The sequence below is a fragment of the Acinetobacter sp. YH01005 genome, from assembly GCF_013420465.1.
GTDB classification, from domain to species: Bacteria; Pseudomonadota; Gammaproteobacteria; order Pseudomonadales; family Moraxellaceae; genus Acinetobacter; species Acinetobacter amyesii.
In genome coordinates this window covers 54,760-71,097 of sequence record NZ_VOYA01000002.1, presented here as the reverse complement: position 1 = coordinate 71,097, position 16,338 = coordinate 54,760, and the positions used below count along the sequence as shown (strand labels likewise).

The following is a 16,338-nucleotide window of genomic DNA, read 5'->3' as shown; positions in this document are numbered from 1 at the left end:
GCCCAGACTTAAATCCTATAGAAAAAATGTGGTCACGAGTAAAAATGATTCGCAATAAATTTAGAGTTAAAGATATTGATAAATTGTTTAAAGATTACTGTAATGATTTATTTAGTATTTAGCTATAGTTCAAAAGCATATACAGATCAGCATGGGGCAAATGTACTTAATCAAGCCAATAGTTATACCAATCAATGTGTGAATGAATTGAACCATAATTTCAATAAATTTAAAGATAATGTTTACGGTGCTGTTGCTTCAAGTATTGCAATCGCCTCCTTACCGCAACCCACAGATGCCGGATACAACATGTTTAGCGTAGGTATGGGGGCTTGGGAAGGTTCACAAGGCTATGCAGTTGGTTTCAGTGGAGTGACTGAAAGCAATAAATATGTGTATAAATTGGCTGCAACAGGGAACTCTGAAGGTGACTTTGGCGCTGGTGCATCGATCGGTTGGCAATGGAAATAACTCAATATTGGATTATTAAAATTGCTAAATCGTTGTTTAACTATTTGAAAGGCATTTGAATCAAATCAAGTGCCTTTTTATTTTATATTTCTCCATCATGATGAATAAAAAACAGCAATTTGCATTAATAACCATACAAAACTTCTTATTTTCTCTAAATTTAGTCAATGAAAGTGGTTTAAGATGGAGCCATCTAACAAATTGCGTTGATGCAAATATAAAAGGTGAATCTATGAAAATGCTTCGTAAAACCATCTGTGCTATGGCATTAGGTGCAGCGACACTGGCACCGGTTATGAGTACGACAGTATTCGCGGCACCAGTTGCAGCGTCGGAGCAGCAGGCAACTGCCAATTTGGTGAAACAATTATCGGGTATTAAAAGTTTTACTGCTAACTTTCAGCAAACTACAAAAGTGACCAACCCGAAAGCTACTCAAAAGAAAGGTTTAAGTGCGCAGCATATGAACCAGACTTTTACTGGGGTAATGAAAGTTCAGCGTCCGGGTAAATTCTATTGGGAAACAACCAGCCCATCTAAGCAAACCATTGCGACTACAGGTAAAACAGTTTGGATTTATGACCCAGACCTACAACAAGCGGTACGCCAAAGCTTAGATGACCAAGTTGCGAATACGCCTGCATTATTATTGTCGGGTAATACGGCTCAAATCATGAAGTCTTATCGTATTACACAGCCGAATAAGACCAAAACTTATTACACTTTATATCCAAAAAGTGATGATGGCGTATTTCAAAGCTTAACCATTAGTTTTGGTGCGAAAAATGCACCAACCTTAATGATTCTCCAAGACTCATTAGGTCAAACAACAAATGTACGTTTCAATAATGTGAAGGTGAATGCGTCTATTCCAGCGTCAACCTTTAACTTTGTACCTCCAAAAGGTACGGACATTATTGATCAATAATTCTCATGAACGAAAAAAAGCAGACATCGGTCTGCTTTTTTTATGGAGAAATGTAAAGCAAGCAAGCTGAATTTAAGTGAAATTTAGTAGTATGCTGATATTCGCAGGTTGCTTAAATGAAGTGACTTGTGGTTTTGACTGTTGCTATAGGGAATTTTGGGATGAAAAAAAATCATATGAATAATATAGCTTGGGCTGTTTCAGCTGTGGTTTTAATTGGGTCATTAACGGCCTGTCATCCTCGAAATGAACCTGTTGAAGGTGCAACGACGGAACAGAAGCCAGTGGTCGTCGCTGATGCGATTCCACTTATTCAATCGAAATCTGTTGCGATGCAATTGCCGAAAGCACAAGCTTGCGATGCGGAAGGTTGTACCCAATATACGATTCAAACGGTTGAAACCAATGTTGATTGGATTAATCAATATTTTACAGACCGAATTAAAAAGGCAGATCCAATTGCATTTTCAACTGAGCCGAATCAAAAAATCGATTTATCAGACAAGACGGATGCAGGCCTAAGTCAAAGTACCACTTCTGTTCGATATATTAGTCAGTGGGGACATATCGCAACTTTTGCAATCGAAAGCTATACCTACGCAGCGCATGCGGCTCATGGCATGTCGCATGTTGAATATGTCAATTTTGATTTAAAAGCCAAAAAACGTTTGGCTTTACAAGATGTCTTGGTCAAAGGTGCAGACGCGAAAGTGATTAGCGCACTTTTTGATGCCAACTATATGTGGTTGGATAGTCACGATATTGAACGTTCAAAACTACAGTTAAGCGATAATTTTTATTATGGCGCGAACGGGATCGTATTTGCTTATCCGCTGTATGAATTGGCGAGCTACGCAGAGGGCATGCCTGAGCTAAAACTTCCATATTTTATGGCTAAAGGGCTATTTAAACCTGAATATTTACCAAGTTTGCCAAATTACGAAACCAAATAAGACAATTTGCAGCAAGATTATTGGTCTAATAAGGGGCAGCTGTAAGCTCGGTCACTGTATTTTTGAGTGTTAAGAGCTTACACTATAGCCAGTTTTTTTCTTTACTTAAGATTGGCTATGATCGACCCGAAATTACTCAGAAATAATATTGAGGCTGTAAACTTAGCCTTAGCAAAACGTGGTGTTCAACTCAACGTAGCAGAGTGGGCAGACCTTGAAGCTCGCCGTAAGGAAATTCAGTCTAAAACTGAGTCGTTACAAGCTGAACGTAATGCTGGTGCAAAACAAGTTGGTCAAATTAAAAAAGCTGGCGGTGATGCATCTGAAATCATGGCACGTATGTCTGCCATTGGTGATGAAATTAAAGCGGCAGAACTCGCACTTTCTGACCTTCAGGCTGAACTCGAAGCCAAATCTTTATCGATTCCAAATTTACCTCATGAGTCTGTGCCAGAAGGTAAAGACGAAAATGACAATGTTGAAGTTCTAAAATGGGGTACACCACGTCAGTTTGATTTTGAAGTCAAAGACCATACTGATCTTGGTGAAATGATGGGCGGTTTAGAATTTGAAACCGCAACTAAATTGACAGGTACTCGTTTTAGCGTACTCAAAGGCCCATTGGCGCGTTTACAACGTGCAATTACCCAATTTATGTTAAATACACATACCTTGGAAAATGGCTATACCGAAGCTTATGTACCTTATTTGGTTAATGCAGACTCTTTACGTGGTACAGGCCAATTGCCTAAATTTGAAGAAGACTTATTTAAACTTCAAGGCGAAAAAGAATACTACCTGATCCCGACTGCAGAAGTGCCTGTAACCAACTTCGTGCGTGATGAAATCATTGACCCAGAACGTTTGCCATTAAAATATGCAGCGCATACGCCATGTTTCCGTAGTGAAGCGGGTTCGTATGGCCGTGATACACGTGGTTTGATCCGTCAACACCAATTTGACAAAGTAGAAATGGTTCAGATTGTAAAACCTGAAACTTCGATGGATGCTTTGGAAGAATTAACGGGTCATGCCGAAGGTATTCTTCAAGCATTAGGCTTACCATACCGTAAAGTAGTTCTGTGTGGCGGAGACATGGGCTTTGGTGCAATCAAAACTTATGATTTAGAAGTTTGGGTGCCAAGTCAAAATACCTACCGTGAAATTTCATCTTGCTCATGCATGGGTGACTTCCAAGCACGCCGTATGAAAGCGCGTTACCGTGCTGACCAAAAGAAAACTGAGTTTGTACACACGCTGAATGGTTCAGGTTTGGCAGTTGGTCGTACTTTACTTGCCGTGATGGAAAACTATCAACGTGCAGACGGTTCAATTGAAATTCCAGCAGTACTTCGTCCATATATGGGCGGTGCTGAATTTATCGATTAATAGTCGATAAAGTGCATACATTTGTGCACAAAAATTGCTTAAGACAATCAGATTTAAACTATTGAGGTCGTGTGTGGATATCTTTCCAATCTCTTTGAAGTTGCAGCAGCAACCTTGTCTGATTGTTGGTGGTGGTCGAATTGCATATCGAAAGGCTGTGCTGCTTGCAAAAGCGGGCGCTCAGCTGACAGTTTGCTCACCCGAAATTGAAGATGATTTATTGACCTTGGTTAATAAAACCCAAGGTCAATATCTCAACTCGATTTATCACGAATCGGTTTATCAAGAAAATGCCATTGCGCTGCGTCAGTTTCGTTTAGTGATTGCAGCAACCAATGACAAAGCGGTCAATCAGGCGGTTTTTGAAGCCTGCGAAGCTGAAAATGTCTTGGTCAATAGTGTTGATGATCCGCCGCATTGCCGTTTTATGGTTCCTGCGATAATTGACCGTTCTCCGCTGGTCATCTCTGTTGCATCTAATGGCACATCGCCAGTGCTTTCACGCCAAATACGCACCCAGTTAGAAAGCTCAATTCCGCATGGCATGGGCAAACTGGCTAAGTTTTCAGGTCAATGGCGCGCAGCCGTTAAAGCCAAAATCGTCAATCCAGATGAACGCCGTATTTTTTGGGAAGACTTGTATGCAAGCCCGCTCAAAGAGCAAGTATTCAATGACAATTTGACTGAAGCAAATCGTTTGATTGAACAGGCCATATTGGAATGGAAACAGCCGAAAGGTGAGGTGTATTTGGTTGGGGCGGGGCCGGGTGATCCTGAACTGCTGACCTTAAAAGCACTGCGTTTAATGCAGCAAGCGGATGTGGTGATCTATGACCGTTTGGTCTCTCAGCCGATTATGGACCTCTGCCGCCGTGATGCAGAGAAAATCTACGTAGGTAAGGCACGATCCAATCATGCTGTTCCGCAAGAAGGCATTAATGCCTTACTGGTAAAATACGCAAGTGAAGGCAAACGCGTCTGTCGCTTAAAAGGTGGAGATCCGTTCATCTTTGGCCGCGGCGGTGAAGAAATTCAGGAACTCTTTGCGGCACGCGTTGCCTTCCAAGTCGTTCCGGGAATTACTGCTGCCTCTGGATGTTCGGCTTATGCAGGGATTCCTTTAACGCATCGTGATTATGCGCAAAGTGTACGCTTCCTGACAGGCCATCTGAAAGAAGGTTCGCCTGAGCTGCCTTGGAATGAGTTGGTTTATCAAAATCAAACGCTTGTGCTATATATGGGCTTGGTAGGACTAGAAAAAATTTGTGAGAAACTCATCGCGCACGGGCAGCGTCCAGACATGCCTGTCGCATTGGTTTCTAAAGGGACGACACCTGAACAAAAAGTCGTGGTTGGGACATTGGCAGATATTGCATCTAAAGTCAGTGAATACCAAATTCAGGCGCCTACATTGACCATTATTGGTGATGTGGTGAGTCTGCGTGAACAACTTCAATGGCATGAGCGAGGGTAAGCAACGCAACGCGTTGCCCGAGCGCAAGGCGAAGGCTATGCCTGAGCAAAGAGGATAAGCAGGCTGCTGAATTGTCCACATGCAAGACGAAGGCTATGCCTGAGCAAAGAGGATAAGCAAGTTCTGGTATTGTCCAATTGCAATGCGCAAGCTAAGCAAAGAGGATAAACAAGTTCTGGTATTATCCAATTGCAATGCGAAAGCTAAGCAAAGAGGATAAACAAGCGCTTGTAGTATCATCTAAACTTATGCTTTAGCTTTGTAACTATAGCCTGAGTTTTAAGCCATTATTTAACTAAAGAGTAGAGAAAAAAACTGTGATCCATGTTGTTTTATACGAGCCAGAAATTCCTGCAAATACAGGGAATATCATTCGTTTATGTGCCAATACTGGAGCGCAGTTGCATTTGGTCAAGCCATTAGGCTTTGAGCTGGATGATAAAAAACTTCGCCGCGCCGGTTTGGATTATCATGAATGGGCGCACATGAAAGTGTGGGAAAACTTTGAAGAATGCCTTGCGGGCTTAAAAGCGCAAGGTATTGAGATGGATGCCATTTATCCATTAACCACCAAAGGATTTGAAACACCGCATACCTCTAATCTAAATCGCCCTGTAGCATTGTTGATGGGGCCAGAAACACGTGGTTTGCCAGAAGATGTCCGTATGATGTTCCCGAAAGAACATTGGATTCGCCTGCCGATGGCACCAAATTCACGCAGTTTAAACTTGTCCAATGCTACTGCTGTGATTTTATATGAAGCTTGGCGTCAGCAAGACTTTAAAGAATTGGTCTAAGTGTGATCTGTTCAAAAAGCCGCTCTATCGAGCGGTTTTTTATTGGGAGTGAACACAGTGAACCGTTTACAGCAATGAAGTTTTGTAAAATAAGGGCTTAAAAACTTCAGCATCAATATAAAAATGTGTATAAGAACACTGTGAAGAAATAAAACGGGTACTTAAAACTTGAAATCTATAAATTTAAAAGCTTTTGGTGTCGTGATTGCGACCGGATTCATTTCATCAATGAGTTGGGCTAATCCAACCGTATCGAACACAACAGAACAGACACCAGTGACCGTCACTGCAACTACAGAAAATGTTCCAGTTGTACCGAAGGTTGAGGTGATCAAGCCTTTTACTAAGGCTGAAATCCAGCAGGGCATGCTGGAAATGCAGCAAAGGCAAAATCAGCGTATTGAGGAATGGGGAAAAACACTAAAAGCCGACGATTTTGAGCGTTCTTGGTATGGTGGTCGCCAATTGAAAAAAGCAAAGCGTCAGGAAGTATGTGGGCTATATCAAGACTTAGTCAATGAAACATACAGCTTGGCTCAAAAAAATAAAGCGCGTCTTAGCCCTGCCGATCAGCAGTTAGTAGCAGATCGAAATCAATTTATTCAAAGTTTAGGTTATGAAAAAAATATAGTAGATACCAAGATGGGTTTTAACTGCCGCTTAAAATAATCGGTGTGTATTATTGCTTTGATCCATTTCAATAATTAATGTCCTTGATGTCGAAACAACAAGGACATAGAAAAGCTTAAGTACTTTTAAAAGCTCAAATTACCTCGTGAATTAATCAATTAGATTAAAGTCACTCAGCTCTGTTTGCAGATGTTTTGGATTATTTGCAAACAGCAGTTGACCGCTGGTGTATAACCAACCCAATTGACCTTGCTGCTGAAGACGTTTCAGTAAGACGTCGTTAAATGTCGACGTTGCAAAGACAGTTTCGCTAAAGACTTTAAACTCACCGACATTGGTGTTTTCACTGTCTTTCATAAACAGCATACCGTTTTTGGTGGTTGAACTCATATCTAAAGCACGGCTGACTAAGCGGTAACCGTCTTTAGCTTGCTCATCGATCATCTCCTGTAATTTTATGCTGCGTTCTACACTATTGCTGCCGGTTGGGTAAGTTTTATAGCGATAGCTGTAAGTGCCATGGTGTGCGCTGCTATTTATACAGGTTGCAACTTTAGGACTATTTTGTTTGCCGTTCAGAACTTCAGGTCGTAAACCTGTGAAATAGTTTTTGAACTGAATAATACGGCAGCCTTGGGCACCCAGTGTATTAAGTATGGTTTCCAGTTGCACTGGGTCGACGAGTGGGGAAACATAGCCGCTGTCATAGGTGTATGTTGCGGTATCATTTTCCTTCTTAATAAAATAATCTTTGAAATTCAGGGCATTGGTTGGTCTGACGCTATGCAGGTATTGATAGCCTGATTTGCCTTTTTCGTTTAACTGATTACGCCATGTAAAATAAATGTCAGCGGTAGAGGGTGCTGTACGATCTGCCACAATATGATTGAAACGCGTATTTTCATTGGCAAGTTTCATGTAGCTATTAACATTGCCATTGTCCAAAGTTTTAGAATCATAGCCAATTAACTTATAACCACTTTGTCCCATTGTATTGAGCTGAGCCAAGAAGTTCACAGTGTCGGTGGTATTAATAAAGCTCTCAGTCTTGAAGTCCGCAGCTGTGATTTTGGTTTTCGGTTTTAAATTGGTGAAGAATTCATTGGAATTTTTTGTATAGCAGCGGCTGTCCTTGAGTGGGTCAGTAATTAGACCACGTTGCATGATGATATAGCTTGGATTTGAAATCGTCGCATTAATTACGCAGAAAGAATGATTATTTAAAAAAGTTAAGACACGGTTGGTAGTCGCGCCACCCCTGACTGGTTGAAACTTAATCGCATGATATTCAAAGTTATTTAGTGTTGCAGCCGGCTGTATTTCACTTATAACCATGTCATGAAGTAATTGATAGCGTTTGGAAATAAATTCGCCGCTGCAGGTTTTGCTTGAACTATTGTGTACCGCATATTTAAGTTCTTCGTTCAGTGCACTGACTGAATTTTCACTGGTTTTATGAATTGAAATTTGTGGTAAATCGCAATTACTGTTACCGAGAGCAGAGTTCCCTTGAATCCATTCTCCTGTGAATTTATCCGCTACAGTTGTTGGCGTTGGCGTTGGCGTTGGCGTTGGCGTTGGCGTAGGTGTAGGTGTAGGTGTAGGTGTCGCGCCACCATCATTGGAGCTTGATCCACCACAGCCCACCAATGTTGTAAATACAGCAGCGATAATGCTGATTTTGTGATTATTATTCATGACTAGTGCTCAATAGAGTAAAGTTGTTATGTACGGCTGATGCGGTTGTATAAACATTTAAAATCAAGATTTATTGAACAAGGTGTGATTCAATCCAGCCATTGCCATGTTCTGTAGTGACTTCTATCAAACCTGTTTTAGTCATGTTTCCCGCAAAAATAATATCTGCATTTTTTGACAGTTTATTAATGACTTGGCTCGATTTATCGGCAGTTTTATAAAGCGGTAGATTATTAATTTTAGGTCTAAGTTGCTGTCCCATACTGAAACCATTTGCAGCATAATTTGAATTAGTCGTGGCCTGACTGCCTGTCCATTCTTTTGCGGTATTCGATACTTCTTTGGATGTTTCATTAAATTGATTCAGTGTATTTCTTAAATCACGCATGGTATCGGCAAAACCTGCATATACTGGTATTGAAGCTAAAGACAGACTGCTAACGATGACTAAATGACGAATTTTCATGAACTTTCTCCTTTACTTTGTTATGTCATTCCGCTTGATATCTGACGGATTCATAACATTCGCGGTGTTTAAATAATTATAAAATGCGAAAATTTAGCATTTTTAAAATAGATCATTTATACTTCACTTGTAAAGAGGGTGGAGTGGTGAAAATGAATGTAGAAAGCCAGAGTGAACATCTAAAGCAAAGTAAAAATTGGTATCAGTCCTTACCGATGGAATGGCAAAATTGGTTGAATGAAAATATTGAAAATGGTTGCGATGTACAGAAAATAAGTCTAATTTTACAATCACATGGATTAAGCCCAAGGGCGGATCAATACTTATTTTCTGATGCAGACCAACTTTCAGAACAGCTGCAAAATGAACTTTTGGACTACAGTCTTGAGGGCTTAGAGACAGATGAAATTTTAGAAAAAATTAAGCAAAAAAATATTTCAAATCATTTGATCATTCAGTTTTTAAAGCATGTAAACAATAACGTAATTTTTAAAAAACTGAAGCAACTACAGCAACAGCAGAATAAACAGCGTTGGCTATTGCAAGTGATGGGTCAATTAAATCAATTGAACAACCACAGTACATCCACAATCGATAGCATAGAAACACCTGATTTTGAAACATTTATAGAGCGGTATTATAGCCAGATGCGGCCGGTCATTTTAAAAGGTGGGATGCAACATTGGCCTGCATTGCATAAATGGAGTCCTGAATATTTTGCACAGCATTTTGAAAATGAGTTGGTTGAAGTCCAGATGCATCGTGAGCAGTATCAAGATTTTGAAAAAAAATCGGTACAGCTGCAACGCATTGTTTTGATGCAAGATTTTGTCGCACAAATCAAAGCCACTAAGCGTAGCAATGACATTTATTTAACTGCGAATAACGCCGCTCAAAATAAGCAGTTCATGCAAAAGATAAGTGAAGATCTAGGTGACTTCGCCAAAGGTTATTGTCAAAACGAGATCAAAGATCGACATTTTTTATGGTTTGGCCCTGCAGGCACATTTACACCACTGCATTATGACTTAACCAATAATATGTTGGCACAAATCTATGGACGTAAAAAAGTGACTTTGATTCCTGCATGGCAAATGCCGTATATGTATAACGATCATTGGGTATTCAGTCAGGTTTCAGACGTCGCAAAGGCTGATCTAGCAGACTATCCACTGTTAGAAAATGTGACACCGTTCGAGTGCATTTTGCAGCCAGGGGAAACCTTATTTATCCCAATTGGTTGGTGGCATAGTGTTGAAAGTTTAGATATCTCGATCAGTGTTTCTTTTACGCATTTTAATGTAAATAATCATTTTTTTACTGAATATCCTCAAGATCTCATCAGATAAAAATTGTGAAGTAGATTAAACAATGCGAAAATTTCACTTATGCAGTCTAATTTTCATGGCAATTCAATGAGCAAACTTCTCACTAATGAGGCAGATCAAAATTTACAGCAAGTATTGGTGCTGATGAATGAGCTGAGCCAATGGCTGATTCGCTCAGGTGTGGGATATACCGAGTTTACTGCTGCATTGAAACCGGTTTTTTTCCAACAAGCTGTACATGAGTTAGAGCGTATCGATCAAAAACCGACGATTTCTGCGATCAGTTTACTTTCTGGTCTACACCGTAAAGACGTGACTGCTTATAAAGAAGTGATTTCTGAGGGTAAGGATCTGACCGAAGCGACTGTTTCTGAGCCAATTAGTGTGCCATCACGTGTGATGGGTTTGTGGCTTGCAGAAGGCTGGGGGGATTCATTGCCCTTTAGTAGTGAGTCAGAAAATAGCTTTGAAATGCTGGTGAAAAGAATTTCAACAGAACGTCATCCGCGTTCGGTACTCAATGAACTTGTTCGTTTGGAAATTGCCATTGAAAAAGATGGGCAGGTGTATTTACAACAACGTCGTTTTATTCCAGATCCTTCGCAGTTAGAAGCGCGTAAAATTTTAACACGAAATGTTCAAGCGCATTTAGAAGCGGGTTTGCATAATTTATTGAATCCTGATGAAATACCTTACTTAGAACAAGCCATTTGTGCTGACGAATTAACAGAAGAATCGATTAATAAATTACATGAAATGAGCTTAGAGCTTTGGCAGAAATACTCACTACAACTTTTAAAACTTGCCGCGGAGCGTTGCGCAATGGATGACGGGAATCCTGAAGCAAATCGTGCATTTCGCTTTGGAGTTTATCAACATGATGCGAAAATTAAATTTTAAGACTTTAACCCTTTGTGGCTTGATCAGCGTTTTAGCGGGTTGTGACATAGAGTTTTTTCGAAGTGGTGGGGTTACAATTGAAGGTACAGGTGATCCAATCATTGATATCGGTCATGCAGGGGATGGCCGCGGAACAATTATCTTGGGGACACGATATTTAGAGTTTTCAGCTTCCGTGCAGGATTCTTGTTATGGCGTGGAACGTAAATTAGCCTTCCTCAATCCATTTGATCGTCAGTCGATTGACACAAAAACGTATGTAGAAATACCTGCTGCCCAAGCGGATCTTAATTCGCAAAATGTTCAATTGATCTTAAAAAATACCAATAGCGTACCAGTCACCATTCATTTGCAATGTGATATGCCATTAACCATGCAATTATTCGAGCAGGTTAGACCATATTTTCCAAAACAAGTATGTGATACACCTATAGATATCAAACTCTATCCACAACAACAGCATATATTTGAAGCAGCTGTAAATTTAGAGACTGTTGAAGATGGTATATGGTCACACGGTGATGGAGCATCGGTTGAATTAAAAGGCAATACACCAGACAAGTGTGAAGAAATTTCAATTCAATTTCAGCAATCTAGAAAATCCATACAACCTTAATTGGTATATTTAAAACAAAAAAGGCGCTTTAAGCGCCTTTTTTGTTTAGAGATAAACTTGATTAGAATTTATCATCAAATTCGTTATGTTGCGGCGCAGGGTGTTTAAAACCTTTGGTTTTGTATGCTAAATAACCAACACCAATAACAGCCCAAGCTAGTCCTAGTTTAAGTGCCATCTCATCAATTTCTAACCACATTAGGAATACACTGGCAAAACCAAGTGTAGGAATAATCACATAGTTAATGATTTCCTTTAATGATTTAGTTCTTCCATCACGTAATGCATAACGTGAAATTACAGAAAAATTGACAAAACTGAATGCAGTTAATGCACCAAAGCTGATTAGGTTAACAATATGCTCAAGATCAAGGAAACCCGCAGTAAGTGCAACTACACCAACAATTAAAATATTATAAGTTGGTGTGTGGAGTTTAGGGCTAATATGACCAAAAATCTTTTTGTTAATCACACCATCACGGCCCATGACATACATTAAGCGTGATACACCCGCATGTGCCGAAATACCTGAAGCAAGAACGGCGATAACTGCAAAATAGAGCACTAGATTTTTGAATGCAATACCAGTAATTGCGGTTAAAATTGTTGTGTTGCCAAGCGCTTCCAGCATTACCGGTTGTGATTCATCCAATGGATTAAAATACAAATTTGCATTGCTAGGGAAAAATAGCTGGATAAAATATGTGCTGACAATAAATATAATGCCGGCAATTAATGCGGTTGAGAAAATTGCTTTAGGCAAGGTTTTTTCAGCATCTTTGGTTTCTTCCGCAAGTGATGATAATGCGTCAAAACCTGTGAAAGAAAAACACAAAATTGTCGCACCGCCAATTAAAGCACCAATCGTGGTCATTTCATTCCAAAAAGGAGCAAGTGACCAAAGTCCAGCTTTATCTGGATTTAAAGTGCCATCTGCATAAACACCTTGGGTAAGGAGTAAGTAAACTTCATAAACAAAGTAGAAGATTACCCCTAACTGTACGAACACTATAGTACTGTTAAAGCGAGCGACAAAACGTGAACCAAATAAATTGATGACCGTCATAATTACAGTCAATCCAATTACCCAAATCCAGTTATTTACATCTGGGAATAAGGCTCTTAGATAAATATCTGCCAAGATAATGTTGACGAGAGGTGAAAGTAAATAATCTAGCCAAGATGACCAGCCAACCATGAAGCCAACGTTTGGGTGAATGGATTTTTGAGCATAGGTATACGCCGAACCCGATGATGGATAGCGGCGGATCATATGTCCATAACTGATTGATGTTAAAAGAATGGCCACAAGTGCAAAAATATAAGAAGTTGGGACATGTCCTTGACTTCCGTCTGATACCAAGCCAAAAGTATCAAATAAGGTTAGAGGCTGAATATATGCCAGACCAATAATGATGATATGCCACAGCACAAGATTTTTTTTCAGTTTTGCTGCAGATTGAGTCCCAGAGTAATTTGTCAACGGCGTTATCCTCTTATCGTTGATCAAGGATCAGTCATATTCTAAGGATCGTTTGAGACGAACGATCCCCCCTACGTTTTAAAACAAAAGTGCGCCAATCTACTCCAAATTGGTACATTTTGTCAGTAACTTTGAAATTATTTTTAGCAGAAATTATGCCAGTTTGATTAAAAAATAACTGATATTGCGTTCTGCAAGTGAAAAGCCCGATGTTTAAAAAAACATCAGGCTTAATTTTTCGCTATATTCGCTTATTTTTCAGCAATTACCAAGCTTTTTTTAGAATAGTTTTGAGGTCTTCTAAGCTGGCTTCTTTAGGATTATAAATAATAGATCCATCATTCAGTGCTTTCTCTGCCACTTCATCTAATTGAGCTTCAGTCACTTTACCTGTTTCACTCAAAGTACGTGGTAATTTGGTCAAACTAAACAAGCGGTCACGCATGGCTAAAAGCGTTGAAATGGCTTTTTCAGCGCGGAGGTTGGCCGGTGTTTGTGCATAAATATCAGGACCAGCCAGTGGTAATAGCAATTCAGCAATCTTATCGCCATTCACTTCTTTGTTGTATTCCAACACATACGGCAAGAATAAATTCATGCATAAGCCGTGGGGCAGGTGAGCAACAGCACCTAAAGCATGACCCAATGAGTGGACTAATCCAACCATTGAGTTTGAAAATGCAATTCCTGCCATCGTTGAGGCTTGTGCAAGTTCTAAGCGACCATGCGCATCGCTGGCATTATCTAATACACCAAATAAACTATTGCTGATTTTCTTGATTGCGGCAGTTGCATAGGCATCTGAAATCGGGTTCGCCGCCATGCACGTATAGGCTTCAATGGCATGCGTCATCGCATCCATCGCTGTCATCGCCGTAAGATGAGGTGGCAAAGTTTGCGTCATACGTGGGTCAAGAATTGCCGCATGTGGCATCAAATAATTCGATGCAAAGGCCATTTTTACATTCTTTTCAGGGTCAGAAACCACAGCGACCATAGTCACTTCTGAACCTGTCCCTGAGGTTGTTGGAATCACAAAAAATGGTTTTAAAGGTTTTGGTAAGTTGTGCGCACCTGAGTATTTCAGTAAGTCATCACCACCTTCAGATACCAAGATGTTGGTTGCTTTAGAGGTATCAATCACTGAACCGCCACCGACGGCAATAATGGCATCACATTGGTTGTCGCGGTAAAGTTGAGCCGCTTTACGTACGGTTTCTAGACTTGAGTCTGGCGGAACATCATCAAAAATATAGCCAATCACCGTCTCGGTACTTTCAAATGCCGCTTCAATCGGTGCAAGTAATTGATTACTGCGAACGCCTTTGTCAGTAATGATCATGGGGCGTTTAGCACCTAAAGTAGACAGTTCGAATGGAATGTGTTCTAAAGCAGCATGGCCAGCAATCACTTTTACAGGACAGAAAAATTCGTAATATGGTTTAGCCATGTGTTATGCGCTCCGTTTTAAATAAGACTGGGCTACTTTTAAATAAATATTTGCAGCACCGCTCAGTTTTTCTTTTAGGCTTAAATGTGTTGGATATTCTTTGACAGCCAATTCAGCCACCAATTTAGGTAAAATTAACGCTTCCATTTTGTTGAGACAACGCACCAGTCGGATGGCATAAGACAAATCACCATCGGCGATCATGCGGTCATTGGCAAAGGCTTGTGCGGTACTTTCTTGAAATGAGAAGACCAAAAAGGCATGATTCAAATGCTTAAACGTAATGGTTAAGTCAGGCTTTTGAGTGCCGGGTGTGAGGAGTTTGAGTTGATGGTCTTCCGTGACTTGCGCGACAAATGCAGCACCATTTGGAAAAACATTCATAGATAAAATAAAATTAACTGGAAATTTAGCAACTTCTTGTTTAATTTCTTCATCGACCTGGCTCGCCATGACCAGACCTCTGCCAATCACATCCATCATGAGTTTGACATAGGCCTGCTGGAGCGCGGGTTTAACGGATTTAGTTGCAATCACGTGTACATCCCTTATCTATAATTATTAATTTAGAGCTTTTACTCTAAATTATTTTATTTGAGAAAGCAAAGTCTTTTATAGTTGTTTGACTGTTACGTCTTTAAAGTAACCACTGTTTTTCAAAGTATCAATGATATCGACGCATAAGTTTTCAAATTTAGGGTAATCTTGCACCAAATCTTGTATACGAACCATTTCTAATCCAGCATAGCCACATGGATTAATGGTATGAAAACCAAATAGATCACAATCGATATTCAGTGCCAAACCGTGATAACTGCGGCCTTTACGAATTTTAAAACCGAGAGAACCAATTTTGCGTTCTGCAACATAAACACCGGGTGCATCAGGCTTGGCATAAGCGTCGATGCCGTACTTTTTCAGCAGTTCGATCATCAAGTTTTCTGCATAGGAAACCAGCGTACGCACGTTCCAACCTAAGCGATTTAAGTCAAACATGAAATAAGCGACCAACTGACCCGGTCCATGCCAAGTGACTTGTCCACCACGGTCTGTTTGTACCACAGGGATGTTACTTTGCACCAAAATATGTTCAGGTTTGCCAGCTTGCCCCTGAGTTAATACATCGGGATGTTGCAATATCCACAGCTCATCGGGTGAGTATTCATCTCGCTGTTCGGTGAGAGTTTTCATCTCTAAAAAGCGGTCTGCATAAGGGGTAAGGTGGTTATATTGACGAATGATTAATTCGGGTTTTTGAACAGTTTCAGTCACGTATTTCGTGTCCTTTTCTATCAAAGTCATGTATGGATTATAATGAATTAGACGTACAAAAGGGGGGTTAAATACTGAATTACTTGAGGGTATTACTATTATACTTAGACATAAAAAACACGCCCTAAAGCGTGCTTTTTTATTTAAATCAACAGAATTACAGCGCGGTACGAATGTGTTTACAAGCTGCTAAATCCGCATAGACCGCATGTACTTGTTCTAACTCTTCGAAACGTAATTGAGCAGTAATTGAATGATATTTACCTGTACGAGATGGAGTCACAGTCATTTTGCTGCCATCAAAATCAGGAAAATGTTTAACAAAAATTTCATTCACTGCAAGGCGAAGTTCTTCACCAGCATTACCAATCAATTTAATTGGGTAGTCCATAGGGAAGACCCAAAGATGCTCTTGCAATTCACGTGAAGGAGCGCGATTAGTCATATCAGTCATGGGACACCTCATTATTTAAAAATACCTGC

At 40.1% G+C, this 16,338-nt stretch carries 17 protein-coding genes; 10 read left to right on the top strand and 7 right to left on the bottom strand.

What is annotated here, in order from left to right; all coding sequences use genetic code 11:
• Positions 1-102 precede the first annotated feature (102 nt).
• From FTT72_RS01540 to FTT72_RS01510, 7 genes are all read left to right on the top strand, one after another.
• A complete protein-coding gene (locus FTT72_RS01540; RefSeq protein WP_180177749.1) occupies positions 103-471 on the top strand; it encodes a YadA-like family protein in 369 nt (122 codons plus the stop codon).
• Between the two features lie 232 nt (positions 472-703).
• Positions 704-1,399, top strand: a complete 696-nt coding sequence (gene lolA / locus FTT72_RS01535; RefSeq protein ID WP_180011509.1) for an outer membrane lipoprotein chaperone LolA — start codon at positions 704-706, stop codon at positions 1,397-1,399.
• A 161-nt stretch (positions 1,400-1,560) separates the two neighbouring features.
• Positions 1,561-2,352, top strand: a complete 792-nt coding sequence (locus FTT72_RS01530; protein WP_180021965.1) for an RsiV family protein — start codon at positions 1,561-1,563, stop codon at positions 2,350-2,352.
• A gap of 117 nt (positions 2,353-2,469) precedes the next feature.
• On the top strand, positions 2,470-3,741 hold the full coding sequence (gene serS, locus FTT72_RS01525) for a serine--tRNA ligase (protein WP_180066755.1): 1,272 nt from the start codon (positions 2,470-2,472) through the stop codon (positions 3,739-3,741).
• A 73-nt stretch (positions 3,742-3,814) separates the two neighbouring features.
• The gene (gene cysG, locus FTT72_RS01520) at positions 3,815-5,215 is read left to right on the top strand and encodes a siroheme synthase CysG (protein ID WP_180144812.1); all 1,401 of its coding nucleotides are present in this window, start codon (positions 3,815-3,817) and stop codon (positions 5,213-5,215) included.
• Positions 5,216-5,532: 317 nt separating this feature from the next.
• Positions 5,533-6,012: a tRNA (cytidine(34)-2'-O)-methyltransferase gene (locus FTT72_RS01515; RefSeq protein WP_111885295.1), complete on the top strand. Its 480-nt coding sequence runs from the start codon at positions 5,533-5,535 to the stop codon at positions 6,010-6,012.
• Between the two features lie 168 nt (positions 6,013-6,180).
• Positions 6,181-6,681 carry a hypothetical protein gene (locus FTT72_RS01510; protein ID WP_218946185.1) on the top strand — a complete coding sequence of 167 codons (501 nt, stop codon included), beginning with the start codon at positions 6,181-6,183 and terminating at the stop codon, positions 6,679-6,681.
• Positions 6,682-6,792: 111 nt separating this feature from the next.
• On the opposite strand, the gene FTT72_RS01505 is transcribed toward FTT72_RS01510, so the two are convergent.
• Positions 6,793-8,340 carry a PT dipeptide repeat lipoprotein gene (locus FTT72_RS01505; protein ID WP_180177748.1) on the bottom strand — a complete coding sequence of 516 codons (1,548 nt, stop codon included), beginning with the start codon at positions 8,338-8,340 and terminating at the stop codon, positions 6,793-6,795.
• A 70-nt stretch (positions 8,341-8,410) separates the two neighbouring features.
• Positions 8,411-8,806: a hypothetical protein gene (locus tag FTT72_RS01500; protein ID WP_180007577.1), complete on the bottom strand. Its 396-nt coding sequence runs from the start codon at positions 8,804-8,806 to the stop codon at positions 8,411-8,413.
• Between the two features lie 152 nt (positions 8,807-8,958).
• Here FTT72_RS01500 and FTT72_RS01495 point away from each other — a divergent pair, with 152 nt between their 5' ends.
• The 3 genes from FTT72_RS01495 (at position 8,959) to FTT72_RS01485 (ending at position 11,650) form a co-directional block, all read left to right on the top strand.
• Complete coding sequence (locus FTT72_RS01495; RefSeq protein ID WP_180177747.1) at positions 8,959-10,155, top strand: cupin-like domain-containing protein; 1,197 nt, start codon at positions 8,959-8,961, stop codon at positions 10,153-10,155.
• Positions 10,156-10,221: 66 nt separating this feature from the next.
• The gene (locus FTT72_RS01490; protein ID WP_180177746.1) at positions 10,222-11,034 is read left to right on the top strand and encodes a DUF6502 family protein; all 813 of its coding nucleotides are present in this window, start codon (positions 10,222-10,224) and stop codon (positions 11,032-11,034) included.
• Entirely contained in the window at positions 11,012-11,650 is a 639-nt protein-coding gene (locus FTT72_RS01485) for a hypothetical protein (RefSeq protein ID WP_180005060.1), read from the top strand. The genes FTT72_RS01490 and FTT72_RS01485 overlap by 23 nt, the downstream gene beginning before the upstream one ends.
• Positions 11,651-11,711: 61 nt before the next feature.
• Here FTT72_RS01485 and FTT72_RS01480 read toward each other — a convergent pair whose 3' ends face one another.
• The 5 genes from FTT72_RS01480 to FTT72_RS01460 all read right to left on the bottom strand — a co-directional run bounded on the left by FTT72_RS01480 (position 11,712) and on the right by FTT72_RS01460 (position 16,300).
• On the bottom strand, positions 11,712-13,133 hold the full coding sequence (locus FTT72_RS01480; RefSeq protein ID WP_180005059.1) for an APC family permease: 1,422 nt from the start codon (positions 13,131-13,133) through the stop codon (positions 11,712-11,714).
• A gap of 265 nt (positions 13,134-13,398) precedes the next feature.
• Entirely contained in the window at positions 13,399-14,583 is a 1,185-nt protein-coding gene (locus FTT72_RS01475) for an iron-containing alcohol dehydrogenase (RefSeq protein WP_180039544.1), read from the bottom strand.
• Positions 14,584-14,586: 3 nt separating this feature from the next.
• Positions 14,587-15,120: a hypothetical protein gene (locus FTT72_RS01470; protein WP_180011534.1), complete on the bottom strand. Its 534-nt coding sequence runs from the start codon at positions 15,118-15,120 to the stop codon at positions 14,587-14,589.
• Between the two features lie 75 nt (positions 15,121-15,195).
• On the bottom strand, positions 15,196-15,855 hold the full coding sequence (gene lipB, locus FTT72_RS01465) for a lipoyl(octanoyl) transferase LipB (protein ID WP_180023222.1): 660 nt from the start codon (positions 15,853-15,855) through the stop codon (positions 15,196-15,198).
• Positions 15,856-16,012: 157 nt separating this feature from the next.
• Positions 16,013-16,300 (bottom strand): YbeD family protein, encoded by a 288-nt coding sequence (locus tag FTT72_RS01460; protein WP_078191448.1) that lies wholly within the window; start codon positions 16,298-16,300, stop codon positions 16,013-16,015.
• Positions 16,301-16,338 lie beyond the last annotated feature (38 nt).

Excerpts from the sequence above, each read along its gene's own strand:
- FTT72_RS01540 (WP_180177749.1), top strand. The coding sequence starts at position 103 with ATGATTTATTTAGTATTTAGCTATAGTTCAAAAGCATATACAGATCAG.
- lolA (WP_180011509.1), top strand. The coding sequence starts at position 704 with ATGAAAATGCTTCGTAAAACCATCTGTGCTATGGCATTAGGTGCAGCG.
- FTT72_RS01530 (WP_180021965.1), top strand. The coding sequence starts at position 1,561 with ATGAAAAAAAATCATATGAATAATATAGCTTGGGCTGTTTCAGCTGTG.
- serS (WP_180066755.1), top strand. The coding sequence starts at position 2,470 with ATGATCGACCCGAAATTACTCAGAAATAATATTGAGGCTGTAAACTTA.
- FTT72_RS01505 (WP_180177748.1), bottom strand. The coding sequence starts at position 8,340 with ATGAATAATAATCACAAAATCAGCATTATCGCTGCTGTATTTACAACA.
- FTT72_RS01500 (WP_180007577.1), bottom strand. The coding sequence starts at position 8,806 with ATGAAAATTCGTCATTTAGTCATCGTTAGCAGTCTGTCTTTAGCTTCA.
- FTT72_RS01495 (WP_180177747.1), top strand. The coding sequence starts at position 8,959 with ATGAATGTAGAAAGCCAGAGTGAACATCTAAAGCAAAGTAAAAATTGG.
- FTT72_RS01490 (WP_180177746.1), top strand. The coding sequence starts at position 10,222 with ATGAGCAAACTTCTCACTAATGAGGCAGATCAAAATTTACAGCAAGTA.
- FTT72_RS01485 (WP_180005060.1), top strand. The coding sequence starts at position 11,012 with ATGATGCGAAAATTAAATTTTAAGACTTTAACCCTTTGTGGCTTGATC.
- FTT72_RS01475 (WP_180039544.1), bottom strand. The coding sequence starts at position 14,583 with ATGGCTAAACCATATTACGAATTTTTCTGTCCTGTAAAAGTGATTGCT.
- FTT72_RS01460 (WP_078191448.1), bottom strand. The coding sequence starts at position 16,300 with ATGACTAATCGCGCTCCTTCACGTGAATTGCAAGAGCATCTTTGGGTC.